Origin of the sequence: Faecalibacterium sp. OM04-11BH (assembly GCF_003482185.1) — a bacterium.
In the GTDB taxonomy this organism is placed as follows: Bacteria; Bacillota; Clostridia; order Oscillospirales; family Ruminococcaceae; genus Faecalibacterium; species Faecalibacterium tardum.
The window spans coordinates 140,765-155,284 of sequence record NZ_QULS01000005.1 but is presented as its reverse complement, the minus strand read 5'-3'; the positions used below and the strand labels follow the sequence as shown (position 1 = coordinate 155,284).

Here is a 14,520-nt window from a genome sequence, read left to right as displayed (position 1 = left end):
CCTTTCAAAAACAGTTAACTTCTAAATCAACTGTTTTTTGAAAGGTCGTTTCATCAGATTCTTATAGCAATCCAGCAAATAATCTCATAAATAATTGTCCCAGTCGCAAATATGCACTTCGTCCGGTTTGATATTGGTCTGTCACATCACGACATTCTCCCATCGTTCTTATCAGATCATTTTTTATTTCCACAACTGCCTGACAATCTGCCATAAAACAGCCGTTTTCAAAATGGTGATATAAACTTCGATAATCCAAATTAATTGTTCCACAAGTTGCCATACAGTCATCTGCCACACTCATTTTTGCATGACAGAAACCAGGAGTCCACTCATAAACACGAACACCATGTTTAACTAATCCATGATAAAAAGAACGAGTTACATTATAAATGAATTTTTTATCAGGGATACCAGGTGTGATAATTCTTACGTCTACCCCTCGCTTAGCAGCCAGACATAACGCATGCGTCATTTCATCTGTTATGATTAGATATGGAGTCATAAACCAACAATATTTTTCAGCTTTATTTATCATACTGATATAAACTTCTTCTCCGACCTGCTCATTATCCATAGGACTGTCTGCATAAGGCTGAACAAAACCTGTTTGCTGTGCTTTATAATCGTAATGAATAATGTATTTACTAAAATCAGTATCATTCGTAGCTTTTTCACTAACAGCATTCCACATTTCTAAAAATGTCACTGTAAGCGACTGAACAGCATCTCCTTCTAAACGAATACCTGTATCTTTCCACTGTCCATACGGGTGTGTGTAATTAAAATATTCGTTTGCTAGATTATATCCACCTGTAAATCCGACTTTTCCATCAATAACTGTTATTTTTCTATGATCACGATTGTTCAAAAACAGATTTAAACCTGGCATAAACGGATTGAATACACGGCAATGAATTCCTATTGTCTCCATTTTTTTCACAAAATCTGTGTTAATAAAGCCTATAGAACCCATATCATCGTAGAATACTCTAACTTCCACACCTGCTTTTACTCGCTCTTCCAGAACATCTTGAATCTTATGCCATGCTTCAGCGTCTTCTATCGCATGATATTCCATAAAGATAAACTTTTGTGCTTTCTCCAAATCCTTAAGCTGTGCCTCTAATCCTTTCACTGCTTCATCAAAATACACAATATCCGTATTCTGATAGATTGGATACTGCGAATTTCTTTGTATGTAACTTGCTATATTTCCTGCTTTCGGAATTGTTTCTTTTATTCTGCTCAAACACTCCTGACTGTCCGGAAGCATTGGTAACAATTTTCTATCAATTTCTGCATACCGCTCACGCATTTTATGTGTGCCACCATTCAAACCAATCAACAAATACAGGCCTACACCCATAATTGGGAAAATTAGAATTAAGATGACCCAAGGCATTTTCATAGAGGATGTCTTATTTGATGCGTACAATCCCAAAACCAAGATCCCACTCAAAATCCTTGTAAATAAATTTATGACTTCTGCATATTCATTCAAGCGTGTTACGATAGTAATAATAAAAATCACTTCCAGAAGAATGCAGATTATGGAAAAACACAGCCGTTTTACCCCATTTTTTGTTTTTGCTTTGCCCTCTAAAGTATCTTGTTTCATATATATTCCGCCTTCCTACTTGCTCAGTTTTCTCCCTAAATTTCGTGGAACATACCAATTTTGTCTTTTATTCTCTGCATTTCATTACACCGGACTGGATAAGTTTGGTGCGGATGTCCTCATACAGTGAAATAATTTGATACTTACAAGTATATTCCAAATAGTCAGAATTGCAATAGGTAACCTGAGCTGTTTTCAACTTCCAAGGCAAATCTTATTCGGTAAGAGAGAAAAAAGAGACCTCATCTCGTAAAAAAGTCAATGCGGTCGTCTGCTTCTGTATTGAAATACAGTGGACGACCGCGTTGATCTTTGATGAGCAAGTACTGCCATGCCCCACACAGCGGGCAAAACTGGACGCGCTGCTGTATAATAATCCTTTGGAGTACGCCCAGCTTGTGCTGATTGGTGAGATTGAGCACTATCTCTCACTTGGTTGTGACCACGGTAGAATGGAAGACTAACCTTTAATTAAAATATCCAAAGCAGACAAAACAGCCCTCTACTTGCAGTCGTTGCAAATAGAGGGCTGTTGCTTAGTTAGCAGTTTAGCCTATTATAGTAACCATCTGAAAATACTGATATTGATATTCGTCTTCTAATACCGCCTGCATTTCTTCCATGTATAACGAGTCTTTCAACAATTTGGGATGAAATGCTCGCTCTCTCCAGAGTCGGACTCCAATTTCGGGAAAAAAATATTCCGTTCCCAGTTGCAAGTCCTTTTCGTTGCAAATAACGTTGTCCTTTTTCATTAAGCTATCAATAATACACTCGGCGGCTGTATTAAACATATCCATCCCGAACAATTTTATTGATGCCACTTTAGACAAATCACGCTGGATGCCGATTTCAGCAGCTTTTCCGTTCCGATACTGCACCAGAAAGAACGAATCATTATCCATATATCGTCCGGTTATCAAATTAGGGTCATCGGTTTCCGCACAACGCTCCATTTGCATTGCTTCATCAGAAGAATTCGACCGCTGTTTCTTCATTTGTAGAAGAGCATTTTCTAGCTCATCTGATGTCATACCTAATTTTAATTGTCCAATTCTAATATGCGGTTCAACAATTATCTCTTTCATAATAATATCTTCATATTCTCAAAAGCATCTATATTCATTTCATTGTTTAGGGCATGAAAATAGGATTATGGTAATCGAATACTGTATATCGTATCAAACTGATAGGGGTCAGATAACAAAACCTTTCCATTGGAAACTACCACAATATTTTCGCCTTCTTCAATTTGCGATAGCTGAATATTTCCTTTTAAGTATTCCGAAGCTCCCTGAATGAGATAGTAATCATTTGTACCGTACAGTTGATTGGGAGCGGTTGCATAGATAGAATTATCGCTTAAATCCACCTTTGTTACAGTAAGTTCCGATTTTGTCCTCTCCCACGGATGCAACAGGAAACCGCCTATAAGAATTGCTAGGGCCAAAGCTATACCAAAAGCAGTCAATTTCTTACTTGATTTCGTCATTTTAAGCACCTCTTCATCATAGCTCCATTTGAATTTTCTGAACGTCACATTTTTTCCGAACGATTGCAGCTATAAGAATCACATCAATGGTATCATGATTATTGGCTTCTCTGTTTGAATAACGAATTTTAAGCCTGCTTTATTTCATCTGTCCACAATTCTTTTCAAAATCGTATAGCTGCACATAAATTCCCAGAAAACTTGTAGCACAATCACAATTTTTCTTTTCACTCAGATAAACCACCACGGCAGTTCCAGCCACAGGTTATCCATATCCCCCACCGGCTTGACGGCATTGGTTTGAGTGACCGAACATCAAAATCAAGTCATGGAGGCTCGCATATTGAGCAATCCATTTTCTTTCCACTGCATCATAGGGATAACCGGAATTCCCCAGCATCTCTTTTATTCAGGATTTTTCTACTGAAATCCGGATTCCAAATCCTCCCTCTGAGTATGCAATGCTTATCCATGTTTCATCTTTTCTTAGCAAAACGCCTGTCGAAACGCTTTCTGAAGCCGATGCCTCTTCAGCGTATCCTAAGGTTTTCAATTGGTCAATATATTTTTGTATTTCTTCTTCAGAGATATTATTATAAAAGATTGCATAATACCCAGCATTAGAACCATCCAATATATATTCTATCGTTCCACTTTCCGGCTCACAAATAAGCCTAGTGTATTCATTATCCGGCCAAACTGAAGTATAAATACATTTTACATCAGACGGATTGGTTCCTCCATGTGTAGCAAATTTTCCCTGACCTGAAAAACGAATGCAAAGAAAGACCAATATCAAAACTATAAAGGCAACCGCCATACTGCTAAAAAATTCCAATTTCTTATTCATTTAGCTTGCTCCATAATTCAAACGTACAAAGCCACGATTCTTTTCTTTCGACTCTAAAGAATCGTGGCTTTTATACCCATTATCTAATGCTTTTATTACGGAATCGTGATGTCGTAGGAAATGGAGAAATGGCCACCGTTTGCCAAAGCATTCAATTTGTTTTCAAGGAAATTATCTGCATTGGAATCACCTCCATCACGGTTTCCATTTTAGATGTTGATAATAGCAAAGCACAAATAGAAAAAAATCCACAATATTGTAGCAAGACGGAGAAAAAATGTCACCAAAACGGTGTAAGCGCAAAGCAGGGATTGGTTCTTGATCTCTGTTGTGAGAGTTCACAAACGTCCGGGGTGCTGTTGCCGGAAGGATGCTTTCTTCAATTTTCTTCCAGAATTCTCTGCAAATAGCGGGCTGTTTATGCTTCTTGAGAATCCATCTAGTGAATACCGACACCCTCCATGATCTTTTCTATCCAATTTGTGGAAGAATCATTTTTCTCACTAAATGACCCCAAATAATGTGACGAACTCTCAACCTCTATTATTACACCATCCGGCATTCTGTATTTTTCTAAACTGAGATTCAAACCTTTAAGTGGGATTGTTCTAGCCAGTTGAGGGATAGAAACTGTATGGAGAATATCAATTTTTGATAAACCTCTATACGTTTCTGTCTTTTCGGCTTCACTTAGCAACCGTTCTGCATACTGATTTGAAATAACTTGTATGCGAAATTGTTCTTTTTCATCCTCGTTCATCTCAAGTGGAACGCCGTGCAATGTGTCCACAATATAGGACGAAATTTTAGCGAAGTGCTCGTCAAAATCAGTGGTATCTTCGTTGGTCATATTTCTGTTCTACCCTCATTATAAGCTTTCCGGTCTGCTTAAAGTTACAGCTTTTAGCGTAAAGCTTCCGTAGTTTTTAATGCTAAACGATAGTTATCGAACTTTTCCACAGTTTTTGCAAAAACGTTCAGAAGAAGCATTTAATGTTCCGCAGTCCGGGCAATACCATCTTCCGTCTGGCATCGGTTCAACAGGCGAGGGCGTTTGGTGTGCTTTTGCTGGAGTTTGAACGGGTGATGCAGTAAACAGCGGCGCAATATTCACATCTCTACGGCCAACACCAGCGAGACTTCTAAAATCCCACGATTTAACTTCTTGTGCCAATGTCCGTTTTGGTTCAATATACTGACCGCACCGTTGACAATATCGAACACCCAACTTGTTTTCATAACCACAATTTTTACAAGTCATCAAAGCTCCCTCCTTGCTTTTTGTTTAGATAACGAAATTTAAGCCTGATTTATTTCGTTTGTCCACAAAATTTTTCAAAATCGTATAGCTGCACATAAATTCATGGAAAATTTGTTGCATAATCACAGTTTTGTTTATCTGCATCGCTATTGAGGACGAGTACGGCAACACCCCGGTACAGCGGGCGAAACTGGACTGGTTGCTGTACAATAAGCCTTTGGAGTATGCCCAACTTGTGCTGGGTGATGAAATTGAGCATTATCTCTCACTTGGCTGTGACCATGGTAGACTGGAAGACTAATCTCTAATTAAAATATCCGAATTGAATCAGCCATCTACTTACAGTCGTAGTGACTGAAAAGAGAACTGCTATAATGCTATGAATTAGAGTATTATGAAAGCTCGCCAGACATAAAATCTGGCGAGCTTTCACTTTTCCGTAATGGGATTAGATTGCTGTAGACCTTGATACAAAAAGATAGATAATGAAAATGCACCACAAAACGACTTCAGCAATTATCAGATACTTTAAGTGCTGATGCAACTTATCTGGATCAATTTTTTCCTTTTTTAATAAAATGAAAATGAAATCTCGCATTTTATCAATATCTTCCTGCTTAACTTCCAACTTCAAATAAAAATTCTTCCCAAAGAGGAGTTGGTGCAATCCATAGTAAATTGAAAGCAAAATCAGAAATAAAGTAACACTTGCAAAAGCTGGTTGCGCCCAATCTACCACCGTTGCGCTTTCCGACAATGTAACATTTCTATAAAAAACAAGGTCGTTTAAGCCCGTAGCAAATAGAAACAAATCCCACAGGAGAAATGTATATAGAGCTTTCTTCATTTTCTATACCTTTTAACCACCAACCGCTTGATAATAATCCTTTTCGGTTAAAAAAGGTGTGGATTCGAGGAATCGGTTAATATTTTAAGTTCTGCACTGGGATCACCTCATATCAATCTCATATTCGTGCTTTAGGTATTAAAAATATCAAAGCACAAGAATCAATCCCTGTCCATGATTTTGTAACAACAGAGAGAAAATTTGTAACGAAATCGGTGTGGTTGCAAATAATATGACCCTCAACACTGGGCATCCAGCATTGAGGGCCATGTCTCTAAGTTATCTTTTGCATTGTTCTCGCACTGTATTGCAAATCAATCGTTAACCGAAGGCTTTTATTATGTCATGAAGAATTTCCATCTGCTGCGGCGAAAGATCATTTCCTTTTTGGCTTGGCGAAAGCAATTCATTACGGAGTTTAATTAAAGTTTTCTTTTGCGTACCAGTCAATCCAGAAAGAGATAGTACTTCTGGCGCATCCAGTCCTAGGAGTTCATCTGTTGAAATGCTAAATAAGGATGAAATGCTTGCAAGAACATCCAACGGAATTGCATGTGCATCACTTTCATATCCACTGGCCGTGGATACAGCCTTATTTAACCGTTTAGCCAAATCCGCCTGCGTCCAGCCACGACTTTCTCTCAGCTTTTTTAGTTTTTCTCCTAAATAATGCTCCATTCCCGTACACTCCTATCCTATATAAAGTGTACTATTTGAAATTTCAACATAATCGTACTATACTACATATAATGTTCGATTATATTGAAATTCAATTGACTTGTGAGGAGCAGGGCTGTATGTTGTGTGATAAAAAGCATTCCCATGTGCAATGGAGGGATTTCAAAATGAATGTCTTGGTTTGTGATGATGACCAGCAGATTGTTGATTCTATTATTGAAGAACTCAAAAAGAAAAGTGAGGAAACGCATGTAGCATCAAGATTTTATGGAGTTTCGCAGCCAAGTCAAATAGACTTTTCTCGTCCTTATGATATTGCGCTTCTGGATATTGATATGGGCGAAACAAATGGAATTGAGCTTGCCAGAAAGTTACGAGCAGAAAATGAAAATATTGTGATTATCTTCATTACGAATTTCATTCAGTATGCTCCAGAGGGATTTGAGGTTCAAGCCTTTCGATACTTACTAAAAGCAGATCTCTCTGCTAAACTTGATTCCTACTTTGATTCAGCTGTCCAAGAAGTACTTCGACGGAAACAGCTTGTCACAATTTCAATCAACTCTGAAATTATCGATGTACCTGTAAATGACATTCTGTATTTAGAATCTCATCGAAGAATCATTGTTATGCACTTGTTGGACGAAAAACGCCCAGCATACCAATTTTACGGCAACATAACGGAACTATCCGAAAAAATCGAGCCACTCGGTTTCCTTCGTATTCAAAAAAGCTATCTTGTCAATATGCACTATGTCGAAATCTTTCAATACAATAAAGTCCAATTGCGCGGTGGTCTTTGTCTGGCTCCAAGCGAAAAGAATTATAGTGAGCTAAAACAGAAATATTTACATTGGCGAGGTAAAAGTAGATGGATGCTTTGATCAGTTTGGTTTACACAATCATAGATTCAGTCTGCGTATGTCTGTTTTTAGACGCTTTTGCTTCGCACCGTTGGAAAGGTCATAGATTCCTTGTCGGTGTAATAGTTCAAACTATTTTAATGTATGCATCCATTGAATTCAGTGTTATTGCCTTAAATCGAAACCAAATCGTCAAAATTCTCTTGATTCTACTATCCTGCTTTATTGTTGCCAGAACTCTATATGAGAATATCTCAGGAAAGTTTTTATTATTTCTTATCGTTGTAGAATATCTCTTGACTTATAGTTTATCTTTTGCAGTCGGAATGCTTGCAACATCGGTTTGTGGGATGGATGCTCAGACGTTTCAAGCAAACAAGACGTTATCCCTAATCTATGGAATCTCTTATTATTCATCCGAATTATTTATTATTGCGCTATTTCGCAAAATGATGCTTCAGCGTATGGGCAACAGACCCAGAAGCGATGCTCAACATTCGCAGCTGATACTGTACTTTCTATTCCCATGCGCATCGTTTGTAATGCTTGTGATCCTACTTTACGTTACAAGCGGTCATAATATAGAAGAGTTTGTTTCTGCTGGCTGTTGTATTCTCATTTTTATTTCAAACGTCGCAGTCCTCTTTTTATTGGAGCGAATGGAGTATGCAGCATCGGAAAGAGAACAATTATTGATGCTTAACCAGCAGATTCAGCTACAATCGAAAAACATGACTTCGGCAAGCGAACTTTATTCTGCCCAAAGGAAAAAAGTTCACGATTTCCGGGCGCACCTGAATATCCTAAATCGATTGATGAAGAATCAAGAGTATTCTGCCGCTGAAGAATATCTTGAAAAAATCACCGAACAGCAAACTGATCGGCTATTCCTTGTCAACACACATCATCCCATCTTGGACGCACTTTTCAATACAAAAGCTGCCGAAGCAACTCAAAAGAAGATCAGCATTGATTTTGAAGTGAATGATCTATCAAATCTTCCATTTGATGTCTCCGATATGGTAGTGCTTCTATCAAACCTTTTGGATAATGCCATTGAAGCGTGTCAGCAGTATGATAAGGGCGATAAAGCGATTCATGTCATGGCCGTTGCACAGCAAGACTTTTTTATCTCTGTCCGAAACACATCGGAACCTGTTGTAATTATAAGTGGTTCCATTCCAACGACAAAACCAGAACCGCAGATGCATGGCTTTGGACTTGCGAACATCCGGCTGATTCTCGAAAAATACAGTGGAGAGTATACGATGTTCTATGAAAATGGGTGGTTCCAGTTCACCGCTGATATACCGTTCACCCCGATTTCGTGACAGATTTTCTCCATCTTATTACAGAAACGTAGACAATATTGCTTGCTGCGTATACAGTGTAAGAAAGGATGGCACAATGCACAAATCGAAAGGAGTTACTCCAATGCAGCAATATAGCTTTGAATGAAATTCAAACTTATCAATTTAATAAGAAAGGATTGCTTATGGACGAGTAACGGATATCGAGAGCAGACCAAGGATTTTGACATTCCTGCATCTCAGAAAGACTGGACAAAATACCCTGATTCCTCTTGGGCTGGTGTTCTGGTAGATGCAACAAATCGCGTTGGCTGCTACTATGTTGTCAATATTGCTGCAAAGACCGGAAAGACTTGGTATGTTGAAATTTCAAATAATATCCGATAACCGTTTTTGAGCAAGGAGTTTTTTATGCTACCGTTTTTTAATCAAAAAGAGTTGGTGGTTTGCTCAAATCAATCTCAATACCAAAAATACACATCTCTTTTAGAAAAAGAAGGAATCGGATATCGAACAAAAGTACGCGATTTATCATCGCCGTCTTTGTTTTCGATGGGAACCCGTGAAAGAACTGGAACCACATTTCAAAAGGTCAATTGTCAAACAATCTACACAATATACGTTCGCAAAGTTGATTACGAACGTGCTGTTCACGTTATCATTGTTTGATTAAACCGCCAAAACCATATACGCTTTTCCTCGCCAAACAACCAGTTGCAAAGCAGATCTGATTGTTTGGCTTTTTATTTTGCAAAGGAGCGTGATGCCATGACCCAACCCCAAACTGACCTTGCCTACCTCCGTAGCGAAAAAGCCAAAGCGGACCCAGTACCCACAACCAAGGCAGTGAAACCGTTCTCGTCACTTTTAATACCGTAAGCACCAGCGTTAAAGCAAATAAGAGGGTCATTGCAATTATTTCGGAACGGTCAGGTTTCTTCTCCATACGCAGATCACCTCGAAAGTCCGGTCACATCTGAGAAATAGTATAAAAGTCAGTATGCTTCATCCGGTTCGGTAGGTGCTGCGGTAATATCACGGTAGAAAGTGGCCCATGCAGCTTCCTCATAGGGGCATACAAAAAAGAAGCCAATGCTCAATGGAATTGTCAGCAGAAGAAAAAGAGAAATCGCCATAGCCTCTGAACCGGTGAAATATTTGAGAACCAGAAAACCCCCGGCATACAGTGGCAACGAACAGAGCAGCTCCCAGCCAATGAAGCTGAAATCCAGACAGAACAGCCGCCATTTGTTGCCGTCCATAATCCGCCGGGATTCTGTGATCGCTTCATTTGCAGTCAACGAAGGATGCTCGGACATGATGTAAGGTGTCATCGCATAGCTGTATGTTTTCACGATTCCCGGAATCACCAACAGCAGCGACCAGAGGGCGATGTACAGACCCTGCAGGAATTTCATGCAGAAGCCATCCCACAGACGATCTTTCTGAGAGAACAAGTCCGAGATGGCAGCATCATTTCCATCTACAAGGTTCAGATTAAAATGAGCATATCCCAGTTGAACTGCACCGCCCACGATCAGTTGGAGGATTGCCCACAGACCAATGCCGACAAGCAAAACAGCAAGCAGCCGACCGCCGTTTGGCTGGGCGAACAGGTTAAAATGAATGTCCTTTGCCTGATTGGAATTGGAAACGACACTGTTGGAACTGCTCACAATGGTAGCACCGAGCGCACTGGCGGCAATACCTGTCAGAACAGCAGTTTTCCATTTTCCGCGCAGAGCATCGAGAGCGAGCATACGATAGTCGGCAGATATTTTCATAAAAGCAACCTCCTGTCTGAAAATGGCAAGTATGTGTGAAAAGGAATATGATATGCCACTTTAATTTAGATACGTTTGAAACGCTGAAAAAATTGCAGCATGAATGAAAAAGAGGCTGTTGCACCGGCTTTTATCCGTGTGCAACAGCCCCTTCCTTTACTTTAGCAGCTTGTCCAGTTCATCATAAACGGATTTGACGTTCGTGCCGACAATGACCTGACAGGCATTCTTCCCCGGACGGATGATGCCTGTTGCGCCTGCCGCTTTTACAGCCTGCTCATTGACCTGACGGTAGTCCTTGACCTCAAAGCGCAGACGGGTAGTGCAGTAGCTGGCGCTTACTATATCACGCCGCCAGCTTGTGCTGCATTTGCAGTGGAACAGACCAATGAACTGCTGCTTCATTTTACGTCCGCAGTTCGGACAGATCCGTTTGCTGGCTCCCATAAAAGTTTACTGGAGCTTGGCGATAATTTCATCAGCGGACATACCGCTGGCAAGTAGCTTTTTCAATACGGATTCCGCTTCGGCCTTTTTGGATTCTTCTGCGGCCTTTTTTTCGGCTGCAACCTTTTTTGCCTCTGCTTTAGAAAGTTCCTTTACTGCAACCTTCAGCGCAGATTTTTTGCTTTTCAACTGCTCTTTCAGTACGCTGATGTTGTCAGACAGCGCAGCGATCTCAGTTTCAATTTGTTCCTTGGCAGTAGTCTTTTCAGCAACAATAGCCGCATAGTCAACATTTGTTTTCTTGGTACGCACTGCATTCTTGCTTCCTTTTGGTCTAGCCATAATAGTCCCTCCACCTAGTATTGGAATTTACTAATATAAGTATATTCTTTCTGCCTCGAAATGGCAATACTTTCTTAGACAACAAGAGCAGAGCTTTTGCGAGGCCCCGCTCTTATTGCTGCCGTTAAGCAGAAAATGAAGGAGATCTATCTTTCAAAACCGCCTGCGGACTGCTGCAGCGACGGGGAGCCACAACAAACCCATCAGACAGGCTTTGGAAGAAGCAAATAGGGATGTGAGAAATGCACTGTCACAGGTTGATGCCGATTCCAAGGATCACGAATAGGATCGCCAGACAGATGCAGCTTAACATTTATCTGGAGATGGCCCAAGGATAAAATAGAAGCAGTATTAAAGCCGCTCACCGTGCAGGTTTCCAGCATGGTGAGCGGCTTTTTACTATAAGTATGAGGAATCAAAGAAGTCTTTTAAGGTGATTCCCAAGCCAAGACAGATTCTTTCGATGGTTTCTACGCTTAACTGCCCTCCCCGACGGGCAGTTGTTTGAATCGTGGAATACGATATTCCGCATTTCTTTGCCAACACAAACAGATTCATATCACGCGCTTGCATCAAATCCTGAACACGCTTGATCGTATCCACGAAAACTCCTCCCATCTTTTTAGTTCAAAACTTTTCCAACAACCTCGAATCTTTGCTCTGGAGATATAAGGATCGGTGAATATTTGGTGTTAAGAGAAACTAAAACCGGTTGGTTATGCACCACGCCATAGCTGTCGGTAAAAAACTCTGCTTGGGACTTATCTGGGGTATGTTCATCGTATTTTTTCAGATATCCACAGTCATCATATACGAATATCCCGATATCCCCGCATTCAAGTTCTTCGCAGTGCTTCACCCATACGATTTGTCCGTCATGATAACGCGGCTCCATACTATCGCCACTAACGTATATCCCGAACTCAGCCCCTGCCGGAACGCTACTGGCAGGCACCTGTATCTGTTGAAACATTTCACCTTCAAGAAAAGCTCCTAGACCTGCCGATACTGGCAACTCTGATACTGGCATCATTATGCAGTCGATTTTCGCAGGTTCTTCTGTGCCTGGCTGGTAGCGCCGAGATGCAATCAAGTCCATTTCGTACTCAGCGACTTTTTTTTGCCCGATGGCATTTAGAAGGGCGGGTTTCTGAAAGGTCTTTGTAAAGTAGGAAGGTCCTTCCTTGATGTTCAATGCGTGGCAGATTGCAACCAGTTGGTAGATGCTGGGAGTGGTGTATCCTTTTTCCCATTTACTGATTCCCTTGTCACTGACATCGACGCCATAGTGGCGGAGAAGTTCGGAGAAAGTCACAAGTGAATAGCCATTCCTTTTTCGTACAGCTGCGAGAATCAGGCCAACCTCATTACTATCCCTTGCGGCGACTGCATCATAGCACACCGTGGATGGGGCTATGTGCATTTTGGTGAGCGTGGTTTTCTTTTTCATAACAAGAACACTCCTTTGTGATCCGGTAGCCCTATTATAGTATAGAAAATACAGGAAATCAATAAGAAATCTCCAAAATAGCGACAAATTCGTAATTGACATCTCCATAAAGTGGGCGTATAATCGAACCAAATCCACAAATAACAGCTTTTTGGTGTTAATTCTGGACCGAAATCGTGTATATTTGGCGTTTTTGAGAGGTGATAATATGAGAAAAGAAAATGTAAGATGCCCGATGTGCGGAACCATGAACTATGATGTAGATCTTGATGCAACCGACGGCTGGACAAAATGCCGTCTGTGCAAAGCAGTAACCTGCTCTATGGATGAGTGGAAAAAGCATACAGTGTCCGTTCCTCTGTTAAACGAAAAACAGCTCGTGGCACGCAGTATGATTCGCAAGTAATGCACGCTGCATTCTGATAAATCTGCAAAAAGGAGGAATTCTGATGTGTGGTGATTACAACCTTCGCCGTGAGAAAAGATACGTCGAAGTGGATGTTCGTTTTACTCCTGACGGCAAGATCCGTCCTCTTGCCATAAACTATGACAAGACTCGCACTTATGGAATTGATCGTGTCTTGGCAGTCAAGCACGGTACATCACGTTTTGGCGTGAAAGGGCATTGCTTCACCTGCCTGATTTGCGGGCAGAAACGGAATCTTTGGCTTGAAAAGGGCAAGTGGTTCGTGGAAGCCTACTGTGCCACATCAGAAGGTAGGGCTTCATAATGGCAAGATACTTATCGCGTGCAGAACTTTCGTGCATAGCAGGCAAATATATTGAAATGTACTATGCACTCTTCGGAATAAGCAAAAATGACCCCGCTCCTATTAACCCAGAGCAGTTTGCAAATTCTGTTCTTGGACTGAATCTGAAGATGTTGCCGCTGTGTAGCGATGGTCACATCCTTGGATTAACGGTTTTCCAGAGATGTAGCTTCACCGCAACCCTTGAGGATGGAACAAAGCTTGTTGAAGTATTTATGCCGAAGGATATCGTAATCGATTCTGCTCTTGCGGCAGACAGATGCACTGGATGCCGGAATTTCACAATAGCGCATGAAGCAGCACATCAGATTTTGGCTGATCTGTTTCCGAACGACTACGGAAAAGCAGTCAAGTGCCGTGGGCACATTGCCTATCGGGAGAGAAACGGAAAGCCCTCGTGGGAAGAATGGCAGGCGGATACCCTTGCAGCAGAGCTGCTGATGCCAACATTTCTGATCAATGCCGAAATAGAACGTGTAGCGTTGACTCTGCCAAATGGGATTCTGTACAAATCAGTGTCTGACCCTAACTATGAAAAAATTCTGGAGATGGCTCGACGGATTGGGGTTTCTTGGTCTGCAATCAGGATCAGACTGCAGCAGATGCAGGTTATAAAAGGCAAACCCATCCACTGCCATCCATTGGACATCATGCGATTTGGAGAATGAATATGATTCAGTTAAAGAACCGTCCCTTTGCCGGTAAAGCACCGACTACTACACAGCAGGCAGAATTTAGCATAGGCTGGAGATTTTGCCCTGTTTGTGGAAATAAGTTATACCAAAAAATCGAGGGGTGTTCAGGT

The 14,520-nt window shown here is 40.9% G+C and carries 21 protein-coding genes and 1 pseudogene; 8 read left to right on the top strand and 14 right to left on the bottom strand.

All coding sequences use genetic code 11. The annotated features are described in order from the left end of the window. Window positions 1-61: 61 nt before the first annotated feature. Entirely contained in the window at window positions 62-1,621 is a 1,560-nt protein-coding gene (gene cls, locus DXB44_RS06755) for a cardiolipin synthase (RefSeq protein WP_112146250.1), read from the bottom strand. Window positions 1,622-1,902: 281 nt separating this feature from the next. Here cls and DXB44_RS14770 point away from each other — a divergent pair, with 281 nt between their 5' ends. Then, window positions 1,903-2,085: a DUF6061 family protein gene (locus tag DXB44_RS14770; protein ID WP_242889553.1), complete on the top strand. Its 183-nt coding sequence runs from the start codon at window positions 1,903-1,905 to the stop codon at window positions 2,083-2,085. Window positions 2,086-2,169: 84 nt separating this feature from the next. On the opposite strand, the gene DXB44_RS06750 is transcribed toward DXB44_RS14770, so the two are convergent. The 5 genes from DXB44_RS06750 to DXB44_RS06730 all read right to left on the bottom strand — a co-directional run bounded on the left by DXB44_RS06750 (window position 2,170) and on the right by DXB44_RS06730 (window position 5,224). Next, window positions 2,170-2,709: a hypothetical protein gene (locus DXB44_RS06750; RefSeq protein ID WP_118658165.1), complete on the bottom strand. Its 540-nt coding sequence runs from the start codon at window positions 2,707-2,709 to the stop codon at window positions 2,170-2,172. A gap of 65 nt (window positions 2,710-2,774) precedes the next feature. Further along, window positions 2,775-3,113: a hypothetical protein gene (locus tag DXB44_RS06745; RefSeq protein ID WP_118658164.1), complete on the bottom strand. Its 339-nt coding sequence runs from the start codon at window positions 3,111-3,113 to the stop codon at window positions 2,775-2,777. A gap of 409 nt (window positions 3,114-3,522) precedes the next feature. Then, entirely contained in the window at window positions 3,523-3,963 is a 441-nt protein-coding gene (locus DXB44_RS14400; protein WP_005929376.1) for a hypothetical protein, read from the bottom strand. A gap of 439 nt (window positions 3,964-4,402) precedes the next feature. Further along, on the bottom strand, window positions 4,403-4,813 hold the full coding sequence (locus tag DXB44_RS06735; protein ID WP_112115049.1) for a hypothetical protein: 411 nt from the start codon (window positions 4,811-4,813) through the stop codon (window positions 4,403-4,405). Window positions 4,814-4,906: 93 nt separating this feature from the next. Then, window positions 4,907-5,224 carry a zinc-ribbon domain-containing protein gene (locus tag DXB44_RS06730; RefSeq protein WP_097791374.1) on the bottom strand — a complete coding sequence of 106 codons (318 nt, stop codon included), beginning with the start codon at window positions 5,222-5,224 and terminating at the stop codon, window positions 4,907-4,909. 139 nt (window positions 5,225-5,363) lie between these two features. On the opposite strand from DXB44_RS06730, the pseudogene DXB44_RS14630 reads away from it, so the two are divergent. Further along, window positions 5,364-5,525: pseudogene (locus DXB44_RS14630) on the top strand (DUF6061 family protein); the annotation flags it as partial. A 147-nt stretch (window positions 5,526-5,672) separates the two neighbouring features. Here DXB44_RS14630 and DXB44_RS06725 read toward each other — a convergent pair. Further along, window positions 5,673-6,071, bottom strand: coding sequence for a hypothetical protein (locus tag DXB44_RS06725; RefSeq protein ID WP_098924823.1), 399 nt, complete (start codon window positions 6,069-6,071; stop codon window positions 5,673-5,675). Between the two features lie 321 nt (window positions 6,072-6,392). Further along, the gene (locus tag DXB44_RS06720) at window positions 6,393-6,749 is read right to left on the bottom strand and encodes a helix-turn-helix transcriptional regulator (RefSeq protein ID WP_118658162.1); all 357 of its coding nucleotides are present in this window, start codon (window positions 6,747-6,749) and stop codon (window positions 6,393-6,395) included. A 119-nt stretch (window positions 6,750-6,868) separates the two neighbouring features. Here DXB44_RS06720 and DXB44_RS06715 point away from each other — a divergent pair, with 119 nt between their 5' ends. From DXB44_RS06715 to DXB44_RS14625, 3 genes are all read left to right on the top strand, one after another. Next, window positions 6,869-7,633: a LytTR family DNA-binding domain-containing protein gene (locus DXB44_RS06715; protein WP_118658161.1), complete on the top strand. Its 765-nt coding sequence runs from the start codon at window positions 6,869-6,871 to the stop codon at window positions 7,631-7,633. Further along, the gene (locus DXB44_RS06710; RefSeq protein WP_118658160.1) at window positions 7,621-8,943 is read left to right on the top strand and encodes a GHKL domain-containing protein; all 1,323 of its coding nucleotides are present in this window, start codon (window positions 7,621-7,623) and stop codon (window positions 8,941-8,943) included. The genes DXB44_RS06715 and DXB44_RS06710 overlap by 13 nt, the downstream gene beginning before the upstream one ends. Before the next feature lie 390 nt (window positions 8,944-9,333). Then, window positions 9,334-9,591 carry a hypothetical protein gene (locus DXB44_RS14625; RefSeq protein WP_199680576.1) on the top strand — a complete coding sequence of 86 codons (258 nt, stop codon included), beginning with the start codon at window positions 9,334-9,336 and terminating at the stop codon, window positions 9,589-9,591. On the opposite strand, the gene DXB44_RS14395 is transcribed toward DXB44_RS14625, so the two are convergent. The 6 genes from DXB44_RS14395 to DXB44_RS06685 form a co-directional block, all read right to left on the bottom strand. After that, window positions 9,581-9,868 carry a hypothetical protein gene (locus tag DXB44_RS14395; RefSeq protein WP_147366399.1) on the bottom strand — a complete coding sequence of 96 codons (288 nt, stop codon included), beginning with the start codon at window positions 9,866-9,868 and terminating at the stop codon, window positions 9,581-9,583. The two genes, DXB44_RS14625 and DXB44_RS14395, sit on opposite strands and share 11 nt — an antisense overlap. 49 nt (window positions 9,869-9,917) lie before the next feature. Then, a complete protein-coding gene (locus tag DXB44_RS06705) occupies window positions 9,918-10,706 on the bottom strand; it encodes a DUF975 family protein (RefSeq protein WP_118658159.1) in 789 nt (262 codons plus the stop codon). Window positions 10,707-10,862: 156 nt separating this feature from the next. Continuing rightward, window positions 10,863-11,111: a PTS transporter subunit EIIB gene (locus DXB44_RS06700; protein ID WP_242889524.1), complete on the bottom strand. Its 249-nt coding sequence runs from the start codon at window positions 11,109-11,111 to the stop codon at window positions 10,863-10,865. A gap of 48 nt (window positions 11,112-11,159) precedes the next feature. After that, window positions 11,160-11,495 carry a hypothetical protein gene (locus tag DXB44_RS06695; RefSeq protein ID WP_113992742.1) on the bottom strand — a complete coding sequence of 112 codons (336 nt, stop codon included), beginning with the start codon at window positions 11,493-11,495 and terminating at the stop codon, window positions 11,160-11,162. Window positions 11,496-11,894: 399 nt separating this feature from the next. Then, window positions 11,895-12,098, bottom strand: a complete 204-nt coding sequence (locus tag DXB44_RS06690) for a helix-turn-helix transcriptional regulator (protein WP_243111071.1) — start codon at window positions 12,096-12,098, stop codon at window positions 11,895-11,897. 19 nt (window positions 12,099-12,117) lie between these two features. Next, the gene (locus DXB44_RS06685; protein WP_243111070.1) at window positions 12,118-12,945 is read right to left on the bottom strand and encodes a S24 family peptidase; all 828 of its coding nucleotides are present in this window, start codon (window positions 12,943-12,945) and stop codon (window positions 12,118-12,120) included. Window positions 12,946-13,153: 208 nt separating this feature from the next. Between DXB44_RS06685 and DXB44_RS06680 the strand changes: the two genes are divergently transcribed. Genes DXB44_RS06680 through DXB44_RS06670 form a run of 3 tightly spaced genes read left to right on the top strand, consistent with a single transcriptional unit; the run spans window position 13,154 to window position 14,383 of the window. Continuing rightward, the gene (locus DXB44_RS06680) at window positions 13,154-13,351 is read left to right on the top strand and encodes a hypothetical protein (protein ID WP_005928340.1); all 198 of its coding nucleotides are present in this window, start codon (window positions 13,154-13,156) and stop codon (window positions 13,349-13,351) included. 43 nt (window positions 13,352-13,394) lie between these two features. Next, on the top strand, window positions 13,395-13,676 hold the full coding sequence (locus DXB44_RS06675) for a hypothetical protein (RefSeq protein ID WP_005928337.1): 282 nt from the start codon (window positions 13,395-13,397) through the stop codon (window positions 13,674-13,676). Then, entirely contained in the window at window positions 13,676-14,383 is a 708-nt protein-coding gene (locus tag DXB44_RS06670; protein ID WP_199680574.1) for an ImmA/IrrE family metallo-endopeptidase, read from the top strand. The genes DXB44_RS06675 and DXB44_RS06670 overlap by 1 nt, the downstream gene beginning before the upstream one ends. Window positions 14,384-14,520: the final 137 nt, after the last annotated feature.

Excerpts from the sequence above, each read along its gene's own strand:
- DXB44_RS06680 (WP_005928340.1), top strand. The coding sequence starts at position 13,154 with ATGAGAAAAGAAAATGTAAGATGCCCGATGTGCGGAACCATGAACTAT.
- DXB44_RS06730 (WP_097791374.1), bottom strand. The coding sequence starts at position 5,224 with ATGACTTGTAAAAATTGTGGTTATGAAAACAAGTTGGGTGTTCGATAT.
- cls (WP_112146250.1), bottom strand. The coding sequence starts at position 1,621 with ATGAAACAAGATACTTTAGAGGGCAAAGCAAAAACAAAAAATGGGGTA.
- DXB44_RS06685 (WP_243111070.1), bottom strand. The coding sequence starts at position 12,945 with ATGAAAAAGAAAACCACGCTCACCAAAATGCACATAGCCCCATCCACG.
- DXB44_RS06675 (WP_005928337.1), top strand. The coding sequence starts at position 13,395 with ATGTGTGGTGATTACAACCTTCGCCGTGAGAAAAGATACGTCGAAGTG.
- DXB44_RS06720 (WP_118658162.1), bottom strand. The coding sequence starts at position 6,749 with ATGGAGCATTATTTAGGAGAAAAACTAAAAAAGCTGAGAGAAAGTCGT.
- DXB44_RS14395 (WP_147366399.1), bottom strand. The coding sequence starts at position 9,868 with ATGGAGAAGAAACCTGACCGTTCCGAAATAATTGCAATGACCCTCTTA.
- DXB44_RS06725 (WP_098924823.1), bottom strand. The coding sequence starts at position 6,071 with ATGAAGAAAGCTCTATATACATTTCTCCTGTGGGATTTGTTTCTATTT.
- DXB44_RS06670 (WP_199680574.1), top strand. The coding sequence starts at position 13,676 with ATGGCAAGATACTTATCGCGTGCAGAACTTTCGTGCATAGCAGGCAAA.
- DXB44_RS06695 (WP_113992742.1), bottom strand. The coding sequence starts at position 11,495 with ATGGCTAGACCAAAAGGAAGCAAGAATGCAGTGCGTACCAAGAAAACA.
- DXB44_RS14400 (WP_005929376.1), bottom strand. The coding sequence starts at position 3,963 with ATGAATAAGAAATTGGAATTTTTTAGCAGTATGGCGGTTGCCTTTATA.
- DXB44_RS14625 (WP_199680576.1), top strand. The coding sequence starts at position 9,334 with ATGCTACCGTTTTTTAATCAAAAAGAGTTGGTGGTTTGCTCAAATCAA.
- DXB44_RS06735 (WP_112115049.1), bottom strand. The coding sequence starts at position 4,813 with ATGACCAACGAAGATACCACTGATTTTGACGAGCACTTCGCTAAAATT.
- DXB44_RS06710 (WP_118658160.1), top strand. The coding sequence starts at position 7,621 with ATGGATGCTTTGATCAGTTTGGTTTACACAATCATAGATTCAGTCTGC.
- DXB44_RS06700 (WP_242889524.1), bottom strand. The coding sequence starts at position 11,111 with ATGAAGCAGCAGTTCATTGGTCTGTTCCACTGCAAATGCAGCACAAGC.
- DXB44_RS06705 (WP_118658159.1), bottom strand. The coding sequence starts at position 10,706 with ATGAAAATATCTGCCGACTATCGTATGCTCGCTCTCGATGCTCTGCGC.
- DXB44_RS06745 (WP_118658164.1), bottom strand. The coding sequence starts at position 3,113 with ATGACGAAATCAAGTAAGAAATTGACTGCTTTTGGTATAGCTTTGGCC.
- DXB44_RS06750 (WP_118658165.1), bottom strand. The coding sequence starts at position 2,709 with ATGAAAGAGATAATTGTTGAACCGCATATTAGAATTGGACAATTAAAA.
- DXB44_RS06715 (WP_118658161.1), top strand. The coding sequence starts at position 6,869 with ATGTTGTGTGATAAAAAGCATTCCCATGTGCAATGGAGGGATTTCAAA.